Source organism: Acidisoma cellulosilyticum (genome assembly GCF_020621385.1).
GTDB lineage: Bacteria > Pseudomonadota > Alphaproteobacteria > Acetobacterales > Acetobacteraceae > Acidisoma > Acidisoma cellulosilyticum.
Genome location: NZ_JAESVA010000003.1, coordinates 425,614 through 442,069 on the forward strand (window position 1 = coordinate 425,614; position 16,456 = coordinate 442,069).

At 64.7% G+C, this 16,456-nt stretch carries 16 protein-coding genes; 8 read left to right on the forward strand and 8 right to left on the reverse strand.

All coding sequences use genetic code 11. The features are described 5' to 3' along the window. Nucleotides 1–4 precede the first annotated feature (4 nt). Nucleotides 5–496, forward strand: a complete 492-nt coding sequence (locus ACELLULO517_RS10720) for a CinA family protein (protein WP_227307360.1) — start codon at nucleotides 5–7, stop codon at nucleotides 494–496. On the opposite strand, the gene ACELLULO517_RS10725 is transcribed toward ACELLULO517_RS10720, so the two are convergent. Further along, nucleotides 493–1,605 carry a GGDEF domain-containing protein gene (locus ACELLULO517_RS10725; protein ID WP_227307361.1) on the reverse strand — a complete coding sequence of 371 codons (1,113 nt, stop codon included), beginning with the start codon at nucleotides 1,603–1,605 and terminating at the stop codon, nucleotides 493–495. The genes ACELLULO517_RS10720 and ACELLULO517_RS10725 overlap by 4 nt on opposite strands. Before the next feature lie 169 nt (nucleotides 1,606–1,774). Here ACELLULO517_RS10725 and ACELLULO517_RS10730 point away from each other — a divergent pair, with 169 nt between their 5' ends. Then, nucleotides 1,775–2,179, forward strand: coding sequence for a hypothetical protein (locus tag ACELLULO517_RS10730; protein ID WP_227307362.1), 405 nt, complete (start codon nucleotides 1,775–1,777; stop codon nucleotides 2,177–2,179). Nucleotides 2,180–2,245: 66 nt separating this feature from the next. Here ACELLULO517_RS10730 and ACELLULO517_RS10735 read toward each other — a convergent pair whose 3' ends face one another. The 3 genes from ACELLULO517_RS10735 to ACELLULO517_RS10745 form a co-directional block, all read right to left on the reverse strand. Beyond that, nucleotides 2,246–3,256, reverse strand: coding sequence for a 4-hydroxyproline epimerase (locus ACELLULO517_RS10735; RefSeq protein ID WP_227307363.1), 1,011 nt, complete (start codon nucleotides 3,254–3,256; stop codon nucleotides 2,246–2,248). A 4-nt stretch (nucleotides 3,257–3,260) separates the two neighbouring features. Continuing rightward, nucleotides 3,261–4,604, reverse strand: coding sequence for an NtaA/DmoA family FMN-dependent monooxygenase (locus ACELLULO517_RS10740; protein ID WP_227307364.1), 1,344 nt, complete (start codon nucleotides 4,602–4,604; stop codon nucleotides 3,261–3,263). 243 nt (nucleotides 4,605–4,847) lie between these two features. Further along, nucleotides 4,848–5,102 carry a hypothetical protein gene (locus ACELLULO517_RS10745; RefSeq protein WP_227307365.1) on the reverse strand — a complete coding sequence of 85 codons (255 nt, stop codon included), beginning with the start codon at nucleotides 5,100–5,102 and terminating at the stop codon, nucleotides 4,848–4,850. A gap of 240 nt (nucleotides 5,103–5,342) precedes the next feature. Here ACELLULO517_RS10745 and ACELLULO517_RS10750 point away from each other — a divergent pair, with 240 nt between their 5' ends. The 3 genes from ACELLULO517_RS10750 to ACELLULO517_RS10760 all read left to right on the forward strand — a co-directional run bounded on the left by ACELLULO517_RS10750 (nucleotide 5,343) and on the right by ACELLULO517_RS10760 (nucleotide 7,204). After that, nucleotides 5,343–5,597 (forward strand): hypothetical protein, encoded by a 255-nt coding sequence (locus tag ACELLULO517_RS10750; protein ID WP_227307366.1) that lies wholly within the window; start codon nucleotides 5,343–5,345, stop codon nucleotides 5,595–5,597. 177 nt (nucleotides 5,598–5,774) lie between these two features. Then, nucleotides 5,775–6,929 carry a serine hydrolase domain-containing protein gene (locus ACELLULO517_RS10755; RefSeq protein ID WP_227307367.1) on the forward strand — a complete coding sequence of 385 codons (1,155 nt, stop codon included), beginning with the start codon at nucleotides 5,775–5,777 and terminating at the stop codon, nucleotides 6,927–6,929. Between the two features lie 95 nt (nucleotides 6,930–7,024). Beyond that, the gene (locus tag ACELLULO517_RS10760; RefSeq protein ID WP_319796421.1) at nucleotides 7,025–7,204 is read left to right on the forward strand and encodes an entericidin A/B family lipoprotein; all 180 of its coding nucleotides are present in this window, start codon (nucleotides 7,025–7,027) and stop codon (nucleotides 7,202–7,204) included. A 51-nt stretch (nucleotides 7,205–7,255) separates the two neighbouring features. On the opposite strand, the gene ACELLULO517_RS10765 is transcribed toward ACELLULO517_RS10760, so the two are convergent. From ACELLULO517_RS10765 to ACELLULO517_RS10775, 3 genes are read right to left on the reverse strand one after another with little or no spacing between them, the layout of a single operon-like run. Then, the gene (locus ACELLULO517_RS10765) at nucleotides 7,256–8,485 is read right to left on the reverse strand and encodes a M20/M25/M40 family metallo-hydrolase (protein WP_227307368.1); all 1,230 of its coding nucleotides are present in this window, start codon (nucleotides 8,483–8,485) and stop codon (nucleotides 7,256–7,258) included. Continuing rightward, nucleotides 8,482–10,233, reverse strand: a complete 1,752-nt coding sequence (locus tag ACELLULO517_RS10770) for an ABC transporter ATP-binding protein (protein ID WP_227307369.1) — start codon at nucleotides 10,231–10,233, stop codon at nucleotides 8,482–8,484. Before ACELLULO517_RS10770 ends, ACELLULO517_RS10765 begins: the two co-directional genes overlap by 4 nt. 16 nt (nucleotides 10,234–10,249) lie before the next feature. Continuing rightward, a complete protein-coding gene (locus ACELLULO517_RS10775) occupies nucleotides 10,250–11,452 on the reverse strand; it encodes a CCA tRNA nucleotidyltransferase (protein ID WP_227307370.1) in 1,203 nt (400 codons plus the stop codon). Nucleotides 11,453–11,647: 195 nt separating this feature from the next. Here ACELLULO517_RS10775 and ACELLULO517_RS10780 point away from each other — a divergent pair, with 195 nt between their 5' ends. Genes ACELLULO517_RS10780 through rfaD form a run of 3 tightly spaced genes read left to right on the forward strand, consistent with a single transcriptional unit; the run spans nucleotide 11,648 to nucleotide 15,354 of the window. After that, entirely contained in the window at nucleotides 11,648–13,192 is a 1,545-nt protein-coding gene (locus ACELLULO517_RS10780; RefSeq protein WP_227307371.1) for a PfkB family carbohydrate kinase, read from the forward strand. A 3-nt stretch (nucleotides 13,193–13,195) separates the two neighbouring features. Further along, the gene (locus ACELLULO517_RS10785) at nucleotides 13,196–14,374 is read left to right on the forward strand and encodes an AGE family epimerase/isomerase (protein WP_227307372.1); all 1,179 of its coding nucleotides are present in this window, start codon (nucleotides 13,196–13,198) and stop codon (nucleotides 14,372–14,374) included. Beyond that, on the forward strand, nucleotides 14,371–15,354 hold the full coding sequence (gene rfaD, locus ACELLULO517_RS10790) for an ADP-glyceromanno-heptose 6-epimerase (protein ID WP_227307373.1): 984 nt from the start codon (nucleotides 14,371–14,373) through the stop codon (nucleotides 15,352–15,354). The genes ACELLULO517_RS10785 and rfaD overlap by 4 nt, the downstream gene beginning before the upstream one ends. A 64-nt stretch (nucleotides 15,355–15,418) precedes the next feature. On the opposite strand, the gene pdxA is transcribed toward rfaD, so the two are convergent. Further along, entirely contained in the window at nucleotides 15,419–16,396 is a 978-nt protein-coding gene (gene pdxA / locus ACELLULO517_RS10795; protein ID WP_227307374.1) for a 4-hydroxythreonine-4-phosphate dehydrogenase PdxA, read from the reverse strand. Nucleotides 16,397–16,456 lie beyond the last annotated feature (60 nt).

The following is a 16,456-nucleotide window of genomic DNA, read 5'->3' on the forward strand; positions in this document are numbered from 1 at the left end:
CGCTATGCAGACCTTGTTGCCCCTCGCCGAAGAAGCCGGCCGCTTGCTCAAAGCCCGCGGCGAGACGATCGGCATTGCCGAATCCTCTTCCGGCGGGTTGATCTCGGCCGCCCTGCTCTCCATCGGCGGCGCCAGCGCCTATTTCCGCGGCGGCAGCGTCATCTACACGGCGCAGGCCCGGCAGGGTCTTCTCGACATCCCGAACCCGCTGCCCGCCCCTATCGAGCGCGCTTCGACCGAGCTTTACGCGACGCTGCTGGCCGATACCGTGCGCGGTCGGCTGGACGCGGTCTGGGGCATTGGTGAGACGGGGGCCACCGGCCCCACCGGCAATCGCTACGGCGATGCCGCCGGCCATTGCTGCATCGCCGTCACCGGACCCGTGTCGAAAGTCGTCACGATCGAGACGGGGTCCGATGACCGGGTCGCGAATATGCGGGCCTTCGGCGAAGCGGCACTGGCCTTGCTGGTGGAAGCGTTGCGAGACGCGGGTTAATCCGCGACCCGGCTGTCAGCCTGCGCCATCGGCCGCCGGTTCGCCTTGGCGCCATAGAGTTGCCGATCCGCCTGATCGATCAATACGTCGAGCGAGACCTGCGCGTCCGTATTATGGGCCAGGCCGGTGCTAAGGCTGGCGGGCCAGCCCATCTCCGCGCATGTGCGCGCGAAATCCGCGCTGATCCGCGCGGCCACTGACCGCGCGACATCCGCGTCGCCGGTCAGCAGCAGGGCGAATTCGTCGCCGCCCAAACGCCCGATCAGATCGGTCTTCCCCACGTCCTGACGGCAGATGGCACCCAGTTCGCGCAGCAGCGCATCCCCCGCCGCATGCCCGAACCGGTCATTGACCGTTTTGAAATGATCGATATCCAGAATGAGCGCCGTGCAAGGCCCTCGGGCGATGGCCTTCTCCGCCAGCTGAGAAAAGCGCCGGCGGCTGAGCACGCCGGTGAGGAAATCCGTATAGGCTTCCTCGGCCAGCGCGCTTTCCTGCATTGAGCGCACAAGATTGACGATCAGGACGGCATCGCAGAACAGAAAGAAGATCCCCTCGATCGGCGTCCCATACAGCCAGAAGGCATGCGCGGCCGGGCCGTCATTCACGATGAGCGCGGCCGAGCGCAAAGCAGAAAAAACGGCATGGGTCGTGGCCAGCACCACCAGCGGCAGGCGCGCCCTCGGCTGACCGGGAAGACACCAGGCGAGCCAGGCCAGCACCAGCATAAAACTGGCGGCGAAAGGCCCGAGCGCGATCATGCGCAGCGTTTCGTGGGCGGGCAGCGGCGGGATGCGCGCGACCGGAACCCACAGCAGACCCAGCGGAATGGCCCAGTAGCGCGGCTTGCGCACCTGCGCCAAGGCGCCAACCCCGAGCCACAACAGGCTATAGGCGCACAGCACCAAGGCAGAGCCGAAATCGGACAGCAGCGTGGAACCGATGACATAGGCCGCGATGACGACGGCCATGCCGCTTCCGGCCAGGCAATACCCTGCCCCCCACCAGGCGAGGGCGGCCGAACGCCGCGCCCATCCTGCGCCGAGGAGAAGCAGGCTGCCGAGAAAGCTGACGCCGCTCGCGAGCAGGAACAGGTCAGAGGGGCTCATCGGCAGGACAAATTTTCGTTCCTAGTCGCCGTTGTTCGGGATGACGACTGGGCGGGTATAGAGGCGGCAGCAGGGCTTTCGTCAACCGCTGCACTGGCCTGGGGGTGAGAATTGATCGGGTCTTACCGGGTGGACGCTTTGGCTCGGGGGTGGGCAGAGGCCGCGTCGGGTGAGCCTAGGGCCGTTGCTGCTGGATGACGTCAATCTGTCGGCCAAAGCGCAGATCGACATGATGCGTGAGGTCATCAACCACTGGCGTGCCGAAATGGGAGCGGACGTCTGGTCGCAGGTGACGGTCGTTGTGGAAGGCCCGCATCAGCCGCGCGAGGACAATCTAAAGATGGCTTTCTTCCGCCATGCGCTTGGTGACCGCGCGCCGACCCACCTCGTCTATGCCGAAAATGTCTATGACCGGGCTTCTGCCTTGAAACTTGTCGGCACAATCGAGGCCGACCGCAGCCTGTCGATCATCACCTTCAACGACCCGCTGCGCATGCAGCGCGATTTGCTCGGAGATGCGGCAAGCGCCTACCTTCCGCAGGTCTTCGGAAAGCCTGACGCGACTCTCCCCTAAAGCTTGCCGAGCATAGTCAGAAGCGCGCCACCCCGGTCATGCAGGGGCGTTGCCGCCCCTGCCCGCTCACATCACGCTAAACCCGTGCATGAAGGGGTCACGGGGATCGACGAAGATCGTGTTGATCCCATGCATGCGCGCCCAACCGCTGATGCTGGGGCGGATGGCCGCGAAATTGCCGACCGTCGCGGCACTCTCCACACGCCCGTCGAACAGGCTGCCGATGATGCTTTCATGCACGAAGTCATCGCCCTCGCGCAATTTGCCCTTGGCCGCCAGCTGCGCCATGCGGGCGGAAGTGCCGGTACCGCAAGGTGATCGGTCAATCGCCTTCTCCCCATAGAAGACCGCGTTGCGGCCATGGGCGCGCTTGTCGCGCGGCGCGCCGGTCCATTGCACATGGCGGATGCCGCGAATGGTCGCGTCATCCGGATGCACGACATCGATCGCCTCGTTGATCAGCACACGCACGATGGGGCTGAGGCGGAGAATCTCCCCGGCCGAGATCGTCTCGATGCCGCCAAAGTTTTTCTGCGGATCGATGATGGCGTAGAAATTGCCGCCATAGGCGATATCCACGACAAGCTCGCCCAGGCCCGGCACATCGATGACAACGCCTTCGGCCGCGAGGTACGAAGGGACATTATGGATGCGCACGCTATCCACAAAGCGCCCGTTGCGCTTGTATTCCGCGACCACGCGCCCGGCCGGCGCGTCCAGTGCGAGCGTCCCTTCCACGCGCGGCATGGCCAGACCGTTTTCGATCGCCATCGTCACCGTGCCGATGGTGCCATGACCGCACATCGGCAGGCAGCCCGATGTTTCGATGAACAGGATCCCGACATCGCAATCGGCCCGCGTCGGCGGATAAAGAATGGAGCCGCTCATCATGTCATGGCCGCGCGGTTCGAACATCAGCGCGCGGCGCACCCAGTCGTGCCGCGCCATGAAATCCTGCCGCCGCTCGCTCATGCTATTGCCCTGCAACAGCGGGCCGCCGCCGGAGACAAGGCGCACGGGATTGCCGCAGGTATGCCCGTCGATACAGCTGAAGGTATAGACCTGATCAGCGCTCATGCTCTCATTCCTCGCCCAGATGTTCGCGCAACGTGCGGGTTTTGTATTCGGTGCGGAAGCGCCCGCGGCGCTGCAATTCCGGCACCAGAAGATCGACAAGCCGGATCAGATCGGCCGGGACTGAGACCGTATGGCCGAACATGAAGCCGCCGCGGCTGCCCGTCGCCTCAAAGGCTTCTTCCAGAATATCCGCGACCTGGGACGCCGAGCCGGCAATGGTCTTGTCGTAGGAGGTGGCGCTTTTGATGCCATGCTCAAAAAACGTCTCTCGGGAAATTTCGGTCGTCTCGCCAAGTTCCAAGGCCAGTTCATAGACGAAGCCGATGGGCGAGGCATTGGCGGCGATGATCTTCTCCTGCACTTCCTGCAGCGTGAAACGCGCCGGCAGCGTCGAGAAATCATAACCGTTATTGTAGGAGAGGAAGACGCCGACAGCCTCCTGCGGGATGGAGGTCAGCAGCCGGTCGCGCTGGGCATGGGCCTCGGCCTCAGTCTCGCCCACCACAATCGGCGTCTGCCACAGAATGCCGACCTTCGTCGGGTCACGCCCGATCGCGAGCAGCGCTTTGTCCAGCGCCGCGCGATGCTTTACCTGCCGGGCGAGCGCCATATCGGGGCCGAAGATGTAATCGGCGACATAGGCGGAAGCTTGAACGCCACGCGGCGACCCGCCGGCCTGAATGACGACGGGCCGTCCCTGCGGCGAAGGCGGGGTGTTCAGCGCGCCCTCGACCTTGAAAAACTTTCCCTCATGCTTGACGTGATGGACCTTGGCCGGGTCCGTCACGCGGCCCGATTCGAAATCCCACAGCATGCAGTCGGGCTCGGCACTGTCCCACAGCTTGCGACAGACATCGATGAATTCCTCCATCCGCTCATAACGGCTGTTATGCTCCATCAACGCGTCGAAGCCGAAATTGGCGGCATCCGATTTGCGGGTGGAGGTGACGAGGTTCATGGCGATGCGCCCCTTCGTCACATGGTCCAGCGAATTCATCAGCCGCGCCATGTAATAGGGATGCATGAACGTGGAGGAATAGGTCAGGCCGAAGCCGAGATGCTTGGTCACGCGCGACATCGCGACCATGATCGGGTTCAGGTCCTGGCGCGGCCAGCTGATGCCCCATTCGATGGCAGCGTCGGGCGAGCCCTGCCAAGTATCGGGAATGCCGGTGCCGTCGCCGGAAAAGACCATGTCCAGGCAACCGCGCTCCGCGATGCGGGCGATCTCCTCGAACATCTCGACATCGGGGAAGGTGCGGCCGGGCCAGGCGCCGGGCATCCGCCAGCGGCCGCCCATATGCGAATAGGAGAAGTCAAAACCAAGATGCATGCGGGCCTTAGCCAAAGTCACGTCTCCTGTCTCTCTAGCTTCGCAGCCTAGAACAGGATCGATCGCAGCGTCATCTGGTCGGAATTTTTTGTCAGTCACGCGCGGATGATAGAATTATCCGCCGTCGCCGCCCGAGCGGGGCGGCATCCTCATCTCATCCCCGGCGGACCGAGCGAGGCGGCTTTCGCCGCCCGCTCTTAACCCGCAATCCGGACAAGGCAGGCAACCCCGGAAGGGTCGCCGCAGTCTTAGCCGGACTTAGCGGCGATAGCTGCCGTTGACGATCGCCGGCAGGTCAGCGCGGCTGAAGCCCAGCTCGCCCAGTTCGGCGTCGGAATAGGTGGCCAGTTCGCGAGCCATCTGCATGCGCTCAGCGCGTTCGGCGCGGTGATCGGCGATCACCTGGCGGAGCGAGAAAACCCCGCGCACGAAGGCGGTCAGACCAAGGAAATCGAAAGCGTCCTTGATGCCGCCGGGAGCCAGCTTCTGTTCGGTATTGGAAATGGTGTTCATGTGAGCCTCCTGAGCCCGTCCGTTGCTGCAGTGCACCATACTCATCCGCGCATCGCATGTCTACAGAATAACGTGCGTAATTCGTTGTAACGAAGTTTATGGCTGCACTGCACCATTCGCATACAATTGTCTTATAACGTGACAAATGTGTCAAAAGATCGGCCTTGCGTCCGAAAGCGAAGGCTTTAGCTTGCGCCTCAGCGCCCTATCCCCGGCGCGCTTGAAGACAGGAGCAGCAGCATGGCGACCCCAGATTCCAAGCTCAGCCCCGATGATTTCGATGAGGAGGATATCGAGAGCTATCTCGCCCTCGCGCGCATCCAGGGAGAGACCACGGATACCGACGAATGGATCGCGGCCCTGGAAGACATGGCCCGCGTCGCTTGGCGGCTGATGACGGAAGACCAGAAGGAAACCTTCCGCGCGGAGCCCGAGATCCTCGCGTTGACCGATAATTTCGGCGATTTCGCGGACGACCAGAACGCCGATTTCTAGAGCAGATCCCGGTCAGATGGAATCATCTGTCCGGGTGAAGATGCTCGCAAAAACAATAAACTAGAGCGGCACCTGTGAGCGTAAGCGAACAGGAAACGCTCTAGGCTCCCTACCGACACCGAAAGTCTTGCCGTCCGGTGAAGCGCCTGACGGCCTATCGCTTCAAGGATTCTGCCCTTGTCCCATACCGAGCGTGCCGGCCAGGCGATCGACGCCCTGCTCGATCGCGTGCTGGCCGAGAAACGGCTGGTCGGCGCGGTCGTGCGCGTTCAACGCCACGGCCGTCCCTTCTACAGCAAAGCGGTCGGTTTCGCGGATCGGGAAGCAGGGACGCCGATGCTGCCCGGCACGGTCTTTCGCCTGGCCAGCATGACCAAGCCGGTCGTCTCGGCCGCCACACTCGCCTGCGCCGAAGCCGGGCTGCTGTCGATCGAGGATGAGATTACGCGGTTCCTGCCTGATTTCCGGCCGAAGACGCCGTCGGGCGAGGCGGCAAGGATCACCATCCGTCACCTCCTCACCCATACGGCGGGTCTGTCTTACGTCTTCCTGCAACCGGGCGAGAGCCCCTATCACGCGGCGGGCGTGTCGGACGGGATCAACCGTCCGGGCATCAGCCTGGCGGAAAACCTCCGCCGCCTCGGCAATTTGCCGGTCAGCTTCACGCCCGGCAGCGCCTGGCTCTATTCGCTCGCGACCGATGTGCTGGGCGCGGTGCTGGAAAAGGCCAGCGGACAAGCTTTGCCGGAGGTCGTGCGGGACCACATCACGCGCCCGCTCGGCATGGCGGACAGCGCCTTCCTGGCGACGGCGCCTGAGAGGCTGGCGACGCCCTATGCCGATGCGGCAGGGCCGGGTGAAGCCCCACGCCGCATGACCGACCCTTTCACGCTGCCGCAGGTCGACGCCGGCCAGCTCTATTTCTCGCCGGGCCGCGCGACAGACCCCGATGTCTATGCCTCCGGCGGCGCCGGCATGGTGGGCACGGCCGAGGATTATATCCGTTTCCTGGAAGCGATCCGGCTCGGCGGCGCCCCCATCCTCAATCCCGCCTCGGCCGCCGCCTTCGTGGGCGACGCGATCCCGGGCCTCGATACCGGTCTCGGCGATCCCGGCTGGGGCTTCGGTCTTGGCGTCGCCCATCTGCGTGACCCGGCGGCATCCGGCACGGCGCAGAATCCCGGCAGTTGGGCCTGGGGCGGCGTCTACGGCACCAGCTTCTGGGTCGATCCGGAAGCCGGCCTCAGCGCGGTCGCGTTGACCAATACCTCTCTGGAAGGGTGCAACGGTCCCTTCACGAAGGAAATCATTGCCGCGACCTACGCGGGATGACATCGCTCTAAACGAAACGTGATGGCATCCGCGTTCTGTCACATTCCGTGACGAACCCCATATCAGCTCCATCAGAGTTCGATGGGAGCCAGAATATGACCAAAGCCATCCGTTTCGATTCCAGCCTGCTGCGTGCCGCCATGGTCGGCCTGCTGCTGGCCGGCGCCGCGCTCAGCCTTTCGGCCTGCAACACCGTCAATGGTGCCGGCAAGGACGTTTCCAATGCGGGCGCCGCGACCTCGAACACCGCGACGGACGTTCAGCAGAAGCTGTAATCCGGCGGCATCGCCAGAGAAGCCCGGCAGCCCAGCGGCTGCCGGGCTTTTTTATGCCTGCAGCAGCCGCGTCAGCGCGATCGCCACCGTCTCGGTCGCGGCCTTCAGATCGGCCATGGCCAGATTCTCATCCGCGCGATGGCCGTTCGCTTCCAGCATGGTCCGCGGACCGGCGCCGTACAGCACGGTCGGGATGCCACGCTCGGTATAAAGCCTTGCATCGCAATAGATCGGCGTGCCCTCAGCCCCGATGATCTCGCCCAGGACGATCTCGGCCGCGTCAGTCAAAGCCGCCACCAGCCGGTCCTGGCCGGGCAGGCTTTCCATCGGCCGCACCACCAGGATCTGCGTCACATCGACGGTGATACCAGGCAGGGATGCGGCCGCATTGGCGATGAGGTCGCACAATTCCTGCTCCACCGCTTCCGGCCGTTCCTCGGGGATCATGCGGCGGTCGATGCGGAAGCTGACCTTGTCGGGAACGACATTGGTATTGATGCCGCCGGAAATCAGCCCGACATTCAGATTGGCATGACCGATGCCGGGCACCGCCGAAACCCGGTCCGCCAGCCCGCCACGAAACGCATAGAGCGCCGCCAGAATCTGGGTCGCGGCTTCCAATGCGTCATGCCCGGTCTCGGGCCGCGCCGCATGGGCGGACTTGCCGCGCACCGTCACGTCCAGATGCAGGCAGCCATTATGCGCGATCGTCACGTTATAGGCGAAGCCGGCGCTGAGCGCGTAGTCGGGCTTGGACAGACCTTCCGCCAGGATCAGGCCGGGGCCGATCAGCCCGCCGGTCTCCTCGTCATAGGTCAGATGCAGCTCCACCGAGCCAGCCAGCGGCGCGGCCGTTTCCTTCAAGGCGAGCAGCGCGAAGGCATAGGTCGCGAAATCGGATTTGGAGACGGCGGCGCCACGGCCATACATGCGGCCATCGCGGATCTCCGCGCCGTACGGATCGCTGCTCCAGCCCTCGCCGGGGGCCACGACATCGCCATGCGCGTTCAGCGCCACCACCGGACCCGCGCCAAACCTGTGACGGATGATAAGGTTGGTGGCGGACAGCATACCGCAGGCGCGGACCGCCGCCTCCGGCACCGGATGGCGTTCGACCACGAAACCCAAAGCTTCCAGCAATGCCGCTGTCATGGCCGCATGATCCGCACAATCGCCGGGCGGGTTATCGGACGGATGGCGGACGAGCGCGGCCAGGAAGCCGACCTCCTCCTCGAAACGACGGCTGACGGCCGCGCGGATGGCAGAGTCCAACTCGGTCATGACATCAATCCCTGCGTGCGCACCAAGCGCGCGTAAATACCGTCCTGTTCCATCAGCTCGGCATGCGTGCCGCATTCCTGGGCGCAGCCCTCGGCCATCACCACAACCAGATCGGCGCTGCGCACGGTCGAGAGGCGGTGGGCGACGATGATGGTGGTGCGCCCGGTGCGCAAATGCGCGAGGGCCGATTGCACGGCGGCTTCGCTGTCGGCATCCAGCGCGCTTGTCGCTTCATCCAGCAGCAGGATGCGCGGATTACGCAGGAAGGCGCGGGCCAGCGACACGCGCTGGCGCTGGCCGCCTGACAGGCGATTACCGTTATGGCCGACGACCGTCTGATCGCCCTCCGGCAGAGCCTGAATGAAATCGGTTGCCGCCGCGGCTTCGGCCGCCGCCTCAATCTCGGCCTCCGACGCATTCGGCCGTCCCATGCCGATATTGGCGGCAACGGTATCGTCGAATAGCAAGGAATCCTGGCCGACATAGGCGATGGCGTCACGCAGGCTGGCCATCTGCACGCTGCGGATATCCGCGCCGTCAACCTCGATCGCGCCCGACCGCACATCGTAAAGCCGGGGAATAAGGGCCAGCGCGGTCGACTTGCCGGCGCCGGATGCGCCGACCAAGGCCACCGTCTGGCCCGGTTTCGCCTCAAAACTGAGACCGGAAAGCCCGGCGCGGCCGTCCGGATAGGTGTAGCAGACATCGATGAAGCGCAGCGCGCCGGGACCTACCGGCAGCGGCTTGGCGTCAACGCTGTCGGTGATGCCCGGCGGCTCGTCGATGACCTGGAACGAGCGTGCAAGGCCGGCAAGCCCCTCCTGCACGGCCGCGTTGAGCGAGCCGAGCGAGCGCAACGGGCGCGAGGCGAGCATCAGGGCGGCGACAAAACCGGAGAAATTGCCGAGCGTCGCGGCGCCGGCCGCCGCGCGCCAGCCGACAAAACCGATGACGAGCGCCACGGTCACGCCGCCCAGAACCTCCAAGACCGGATCGACCGCCGAGCGCGTACGCACCATGCGGAGCAGCGCACGGTAGAGCTGTCCCAAAACATGCTCCGCGCGCTGCCGCTCGATCGCTTCCAGCCGATAGGCGCGCACCGTGCGGCTTTGGGCGAAACTCTCGTTCAGCATCATCGCCGTCTCGCCCATCCGCTCCTGCATATTGCCGGACGCGCGGCGCACGCGCTTGCCGATGCGCTGCACGGGGACCGCCGCCAGCGGATAAAGGGCCAGCGCGAGCAAGCTCAGCAGCCAGTCCATATAGACCATCGATGCGACCAGACCGACGACGGTCATGGCGTCCGACACGCCGCTGACCGCACGCGTCATGGCGTCCCGGATCGTTGCCGCGTCCGTCGTGAAGCGGGCGGCCAGCTGGGCCGGCGCCTCGCGCTCCATGCGCTGAAGGTCGGACGACATCAGATGACCGAACATGCGGGTCTGCAGATCGCGGATGACGACCAGGACAAGGTTCTGCGTCGCGACCGCCTGCCCATACTGCACCGCCGCCTTGAAGCCGGTGACGACGAGCACGATGATCGGGATCTGGTAGAGGATGCGCGGGTCCTTGCGCACGAACATGCTGAAGGCCTGATCGATCACGGCGGGGTAAAGGGCCGTGGCACCTGCGACCAGCGCCGTCAGGATCGCGACGATGACCAGCCGCCCCTTGTAGACGTGCAGATGCTCGCGCCAGAGGCGCGCGACCAGGGCGCGGGTCGATTCGTCAGTCGGCAGGGTTTTCATGTCAGCGCGGCATGTATCAAGAAGAGAACCGCCCGACCACCCTCGCCAATTCGGCCCGGCAGGATTCCGCGTCATCGAGACACCCGCGACGGACCCACCAGAGTCTTACGGCGCGGAGCGCTCTGCCGAGTTCTGGCCCTGGTTCGAGACCGAGGGCGACAACATCCCTTCCCTGAAGCGGGAATACCGGCGGGACTAGCTTCTCGAGCTCCGCCCGGAAGGCGCGCGCAGCATTCCCGGGCGGGTGGCGTAAAAAGGACCGTCCGCGTAGCACGGGCAGCGGCATTGTCGTGTCAGCGGCAGCCTGAAACAGCTCGGTTTCCGGCGCGCCTAGGGCCGGTAGCGGCCCATCGAGATAGGAAACCAGCCGCTCGCGCTCGGCCTTCGACAGTTTCAGCCGCCGGGCGGCAAGGTCAGCGGCGTGCGGATCGCCGATAAGACCGGCCAGGCGCAGCACCGGATCGGGCGGCGCATCCGCCTCCGCCAGCCGGTCCAGGCGCATCGTCCAGTCCGCCGCCGCCTCGGGCAACAGCACGGCCAGCACGCCGAGCTCGTCCATCAGGCGGAGGCCTGACCTCGGGTCAGAACCGCTCAGGATTTTGGACGTCTCGGACCACAGCCGCTCGGCCGAGAGTGTCGCCAGTTTCGGCGCGGCGGCAGCGAGAGCCGTTGCCGTATCAGCGTCGGGTGGTATCTGACCGTAACGGAGATGAAACCGAAAGAAGCGCAGGATGCGAAGATAATCCTCAGCGATCCGGAGCGATGGTTCTCCGACGAAGCGCACCCGCCCGGCGGCCAGATCCGCCACACCGCCGAAATAATCGTAAAGCGCCCCGTCCGGTCCCAGCGACATCGCGTTGATGGTGAAATCCCGCCGCGCCGCGTCGATTTCAAAATCCTCCGTGAAGGCGACGACGGCGTGGCGCCCGTCGGTTTCGACATCCCGGCGCAGCGTCGTCACCTCAACCTGACCGCCATCGGCGAGCGCCGTCACGGTGCCATGGGCGAGGCCGGTCGGGATGGCGCGCAAGCCGACGGCACGAAGCCGCTCCATCACCGTCTGGGGCAGCAAGGGCGTCGCGACATCGACATCGCTGACCGCACGTCCGGCCAGCAGATCACGCACGGCGCCGCCGACGATGCGCGCACCGGGCAGCGCCGCCAAAACCGGGCGCACGCCAGGCAGATCAAGCAAGGGAGCGGGGTCCAGACGGGCCATACCCTGTTGAAAATCCCATCGTCTAAGGTGCCAGATCGGCAGGGAGGTCGGTTATCCGAAATCCTGTCATTTGGCCAATTTCACTGACCAAGGTAGAGCGAGAAAGGAGAGCGTCCCAAGCCCGCCGGAAAGGCGCTATGCCAGGCGGGCCAGGCCACCCGCGCTATGACCAGGCTTTCGTCACGGAGTCCGCCTATGTCTATGCCGATCGCCGATATTCTGACTGCCATGGCCGGCCGGCGCGTCCTCGTCGTGGGCGACGTGATGCTGGACCGCTTCGTCTATGGCCGCACGGAGCGCGTGTCGCCGGAAGCGCCGTCGCTGATCCTGGCCGCCGACCGGCAGGAGCAGATGCTGGGCGGAGCAGCCAATGTCGCGGTCAATATCACCAGCCTCGGCGGTCATTGCCATCTCATCGGCCTCTGCGGCGCGGACCCGATTGCAGCCGAACTGGCCGAAGAACTGGCACGCTTTCCCGATCTGACCGCCGATCTTGTGAAAGACCCTGCCCGTAGCACGACACTCAAGGTCAGATTGGTTAATCCGCAGCACAATACCCATCTGCTGCGCCTGGATTGGGAAGTGACGACGCCCGCCGCAGGCGCGGTGCTGGACCAGCTTACGGCAAGCGCCGTCGCCGCCGTGGCGAAGGTCGAGGTCGTAATCTTCTCCGACTATCTGAAGGGCGTGCTGCAGCCGTCGCTGATGAGCGCGGTCGCCGCGGAAGCCGCACGCCACGGCATTCCGGTCATCGTCGATCCCAAAGGGCAGGATTTCACGCGCTATCGCGGGGCGACCGTCATCGCCCCCAATCTGCACGAACTGTCACTCGCCGTCGGTCATACCGTGCCGCAGGACGATGCTGCGGTTGAGGCCGCCGCCGGCGAGATCATCGCTTTGTCCGGCGCGCCCGCCATCGTCGTCAAGCGCAGCCAAGGCGGCGTGCAACTGGTGGAGCAAGGCCGCACCACGGCGCGTTTTCAGACGCTCGCCCGCCGCGTCACAGATGTTTCGGGCGCCGGTGATACGCTGGTCGCGGCCCTCGCCATGGCGCTGGCAACCACCGCCGGCATGGACGCCGCGACCCGCATCGCCAATGCCGCTGCCGGCATCGCGGTCGCCAAGAAAGGCACGGCCGCCGCGACGGTCGAAGAACTAGCCGAGATGCTGCTGCATCGGCATGAGCATCGCATATCGCCCAAAATCTACAGCGCAACGGAAGCGCTGCAGAAGCAGGTGACCGCCTGGCAGGATGAGGGCCTGTCCGTCGGTTTCACCAACGGCTGTTTCGACCTGCTCCATCCGGGCCATATCTGGTCGCTGACCGAAGCCCGCAGCCGGGTCGACCGGCTGGTGCTGGCGCTGAATGCGGATGCCTCCGTCAAACGGCTCAAAGGCCCCAACCGCCCGGTGCAGAACGAGACCGCGCGCATGACGGTCGCGGCCGCGCTGGAAGCGGTCGACGCGGTCATTCTGTTCGGCAGCGATACGCCGCTGGATCTGATCCTGGCCTTGCAGCCCAATGTCTTGCTGAAGGGCGGGGACTATAATCTCGATACCGTCGTCGGCCGGCATGAAGTCGAAGCCTATGGCGGCCGGGTCGAGATCATCCCCTATATGCCGAATACGAGCACGACGGAGATGATCCAGCGCATGGGCGGCATCGAGGCCGAAAAGGGTGGCATCGGCACCGGCAGCGTCGTGCCGGGCGCTGCCGTGCCAAGCCTCGCCGAAAGCTGAACCGTGCTGCGCGCTCCCCCATCCCCGGCGCTGCTCAGCGCGGCCGATGCCGGCCTTGCCTGGCTGCGTGAGACCGCCTGGCCGTTCTGGCTCGCCCACGGCATCGACCGCGAGGATGACGGCCGCGCGATCGGCTTTCACGAATTCCTGTCGCTCGACGATCTGCGCTGCGTCGCCGATTATCGGCGCCTGCGGGTGGTGACGCGGCAGACCTTCGTCTTCAGCGAAGCACTGGCCGCCGGCATGACGGAAGCGGAGGAGGCCGTCACGCTCGGCCTGCACTACCTCCGCACCCATGCCTTCGACGCGGCCGGCGGCTATCACTGGCGTTTCGATCTGGACGGCCGCGTCATGGACCCGAAGCGGGACCTGTACGACCATGCTTTCGTGCTGCTGGCCCTTTCCACTGCGATGAAGGTCAGGCCAGACCCGGTTCTGCGGGCGGAAGCACTCGCGCTGGATGATTATCTGCACCGGGCATTTCCGCATCCGGCTGGCGGCTATGGCGAAAGCCTGCCGGCCAGCCTGCCGCGCCGGCAGAATCCGCATATGCATCTGCTGGAAGCCTGTCTCGCCGCCTCCGAAGCCTTTGAGGACTCACCCTTTCTCGATCGCGCGGACGGGATCGTCACTCTGTTCCTGACCCGGATGTTCCATGCCGAGGAAGGCGCCCTGGCCGAATATTTCGATGACGGGCTGGTGGCGCACCGTGAGCACGGACGTTTCGCGGTCGAGCCCGGCCATCACAGCGAATGGGTCTGGCTGCTGGATTGGTATGCCCACCGATGCGCGGTCATCGGCCGACCGGTGCGGTCAGCCGTCGCCACTGCCATCCGCCAGCTCAACGACTTCGTGGATCGCTTCGGCATTCACCCGACGACCGGCGGGCTGGTCGATGTCCTGTCAAGCGACGGCAGTCTCGTCTCTGGCAGCCAGCGGCTATGGCCGCAGACCGAGCGATTGAAGGCCGAGATTTTGCGTCCCGACGCCACGGAGACGCGCATCCTCAAAGCCTTCGCTGTCTTGCGGGACTATATCACCCCAGCCCCCAGGGGGCTCTGGATGGAACAGCGGGAGGCTGACGGCAGCTTCAGCCCGACCCCCGCGCCCGCCAGCAGCCTCTATCATTTGACCTCGGCCTATACCGTCGCCGCCAGAACGCTCAGGAGTTTTGTTACGTGATTCTTGTGACCGGTGGTGCCGGATTCATCGGTTCCAATATCGTCGCGGCACTGAACGAGAACGGAAGGCGCAATGTCGCCGTCTGCGATCTTCTGCATTCGGACGGCAAATGGCTCAATCTGCGCAAGCGCGTCGTGCAGGATATCGTGCCGCCGGATGAACTGTTCGATTGGCTTGCCGGGCGCGACGATATCGAGGCCGTCATCCATATGGGCGCCAATTCCTCGACGCTCGCGACAGACGGCGATGAGATCATGACGCGGAATTTCCGTTTCTCGCTCAAGCTGCTGGACTGGTGTACCGCGCATGACGTGAAACTCATCTACGCCTCCTCGGCCGCGACCTATGGCGACGGGCTGGAGGGGTTTCAGGACAGCATCGACCTGCCCTATCTGCAGACGCTGCGGCCGTTGAATCTTTACGGCTGGAGCAAGCATCTATTCGATCAGGTCGTCGCGACCCGTCTGGAGGAAGGCAAGAAGCTGCCCCCCGTTTGCGCCGGCCTTAAATTCTTCAACGTTTTCGGACCCAATGAATATCACAAGGGTCCGATGATGAGCTTGGTCTCCAAATACTTCCCGGCGATCCAGCGGGGCGAGACGATCGACCTCTTTCGCAGCTACAAGCCCGAATACAAGGACGGCGAACAGCTCCGCGATTTCGTCTATGTCCATGACATCACGGATACAATCCTTTGGCTGCTCGACGGCTATACGGGAACGCAGCTCTTCAATCTCGGCAGCGGGAAAGCCCGCAGCTTCATCGACCTTGTCGGGTCAATCTTCGATGCGCTGGAGATGGAGCGAAAGATCCGCTTCGTGGAAATGCCGGAGGCGATGCGGCCGCGCTACCAGTATTTCACGGAAGCCGATCCCGCGCGGCTGCAGGCCGCCGGCTACAACAGGCCGGGCACCGAACTTGAAGTCGCCGTCGGGCATTTCGTCCGCACGTATTTGACTAAGGGCGATACCTATCGCTGATCCCCGCGGGTAGATCCGCGCAACGCCTGCGCGGATCTACCTTTTCGAGCGAGCACAACATCCTCTAACCACCACGCAGCATCGCCGCCGCCTGCGCCATCGCCGCACGCAGGCTGGCTGCGCTCGCGGTACCCTTGCCGGCGATCTCGAAGGCCGTGCCGTGATCGACGCTGGTACGCACGAAGGGCAGGCCGACGGTGATATTCACGCCTTCGTCGAGGCCCAGATATTTTACCGGAATCAGCCCCTGGTCATGATATTGCGCGACCACGACATCGAACTCACCCATGCGTGCGCGCATGAAGACGGTATCGCCTGACAGTGGCCCCGCGACATCGATCCCTTCCTGCCGCGCGATGGCGACAGCCGGCGCGATGATCGCGTCATCCTCGCTGCCGAACATTCCGCCCTCCCCCGCATGCGGGTTGAGGCCGGCGACGCCGATACGCGGGCGGGGGATGCCGAATTGCAACCCGGCGCGATGGGCCAGGCGAATGGCCCTCAGCTCATTCTCGACGGTGACCATCCGCACCGCCTCGCTCAGCGGCACATGAATGCTGACCAGCAGAACCCGCAATTCCTTATTCGCGAGCATCATCGCGTAGTCCGTGGTGCCAGCGCGCTCAGCCAGAATTTCGGTATGGCCCGGATAGTCGATCCCGGCCTCATGCATCGCCATCTTGTTGATCGGCGCGGTCACGATGGCGCTGATCTCCCCCGCCTGCACGGCCGTGATGGCGCGATCGATATAGGCATAGGCCGCCGCCCCGGCCCGCGCATCCACCTGCCCGAAGGGCAGATCGGCGGGCAGCCGGCTGACCGGCACGACCTCGATCCTGCCCACACCGCCCTGCGCGAGACCCGCATGCGCGATCTCGACAATCTCGACCGGCACGCCCAGCAGCTTCGCCGCGCGGGCAAGGATGGCAAAATCGCCGAAAACGACGGTCGGATGCGGCAGCCCCTCGGCCGCGAGCTTGACCACGATCTCAGGTCCGACCCCGGCCGGGTCGCCCATCGTGATTCCCATCGGCTGCGTCATGCACATGATTCCCCTGCGGCCTGCGCTTCCCCTAGACCTTCCCTGGTCGTGTACAAAGTC

Bases quoted from the DNA above. Each gene is read 5' to 3' on its own strand.
- ACELLULO517_RS10765 (WP_227307368.1), bottom strand. From the start codon at position 8,485: ATGACCGAGTTGGACTCTGCCATCCGCGCGGCCGTCAGCCGTCGTTTC.
- ACELLULO517_RS10720 (WP_227307360.1), top strand. From the start codon at position 5: ATGCAGACCTTGTTGCCCCTCGCCGAAGAAGCCGGCCGCTTGCTCAAA.
- ACELLULO517_RS10750 (WP_227307366.1), top strand. From the start codon at position 5,343: ATGGCGACCCCAGATTCCAAGCTCAGCCCCGATGATTTCGATGAGGAG.
- ACELLULO517_RS10775 (WP_227307370.1), bottom strand. From the start codon at position 11,452: ATGGCCCGTCTGGACCCCGCTCCCTTGCTTGATCTGCCTGGCGTGCGC.
- pdxA (WP_227307374.1), bottom strand. From the start codon at position 16,396: ATGACGCAGCCGATGGGAATCACGATGGGCGACCCGGCCGGGGTCGGA.
- ACELLULO517_RS10725 (WP_227307361.1), bottom strand. From the start codon at position 1,605: ATGAGCCCCTCTGACCTGTTCCTGCTCGCGAGCGGCGTCAGCTTTCTC.
- ACELLULO517_RS10735 (WP_227307363.1), bottom strand. From the start codon at position 3,256: ATGAGCGCTGATCAGGTCTATACCTTCAGCTGTATCGACGGGCATACC.
- ACELLULO517_RS10745 (WP_227307365.1), bottom strand. From the start codon at position 5,102: ATGAACACCATTTCCAATACCGAACAGAAGCTGGCTCCCGGCGGCATC.
- ACELLULO517_RS10770 (WP_227307369.1), bottom strand. From the start codon at position 10,233: ATGAAAACCCTGCCGACTGACGAATCGACCCGCGCCCTGGTCGCGCGC.
- ACELLULO517_RS10780 (WP_227307371.1), top strand. From the start codon at position 11,648: ATGTCTATGCCGATCGCCGATATTCTGACTGCCATGGCCGGCCGGCGC.
- ACELLULO517_RS10760 (WP_319796421.1), top strand. From the start codon at position 7,025: ATGACCAAAGCCATCCGTTTCGATTCCAGCCTGCTGCGTGCCGCCATG.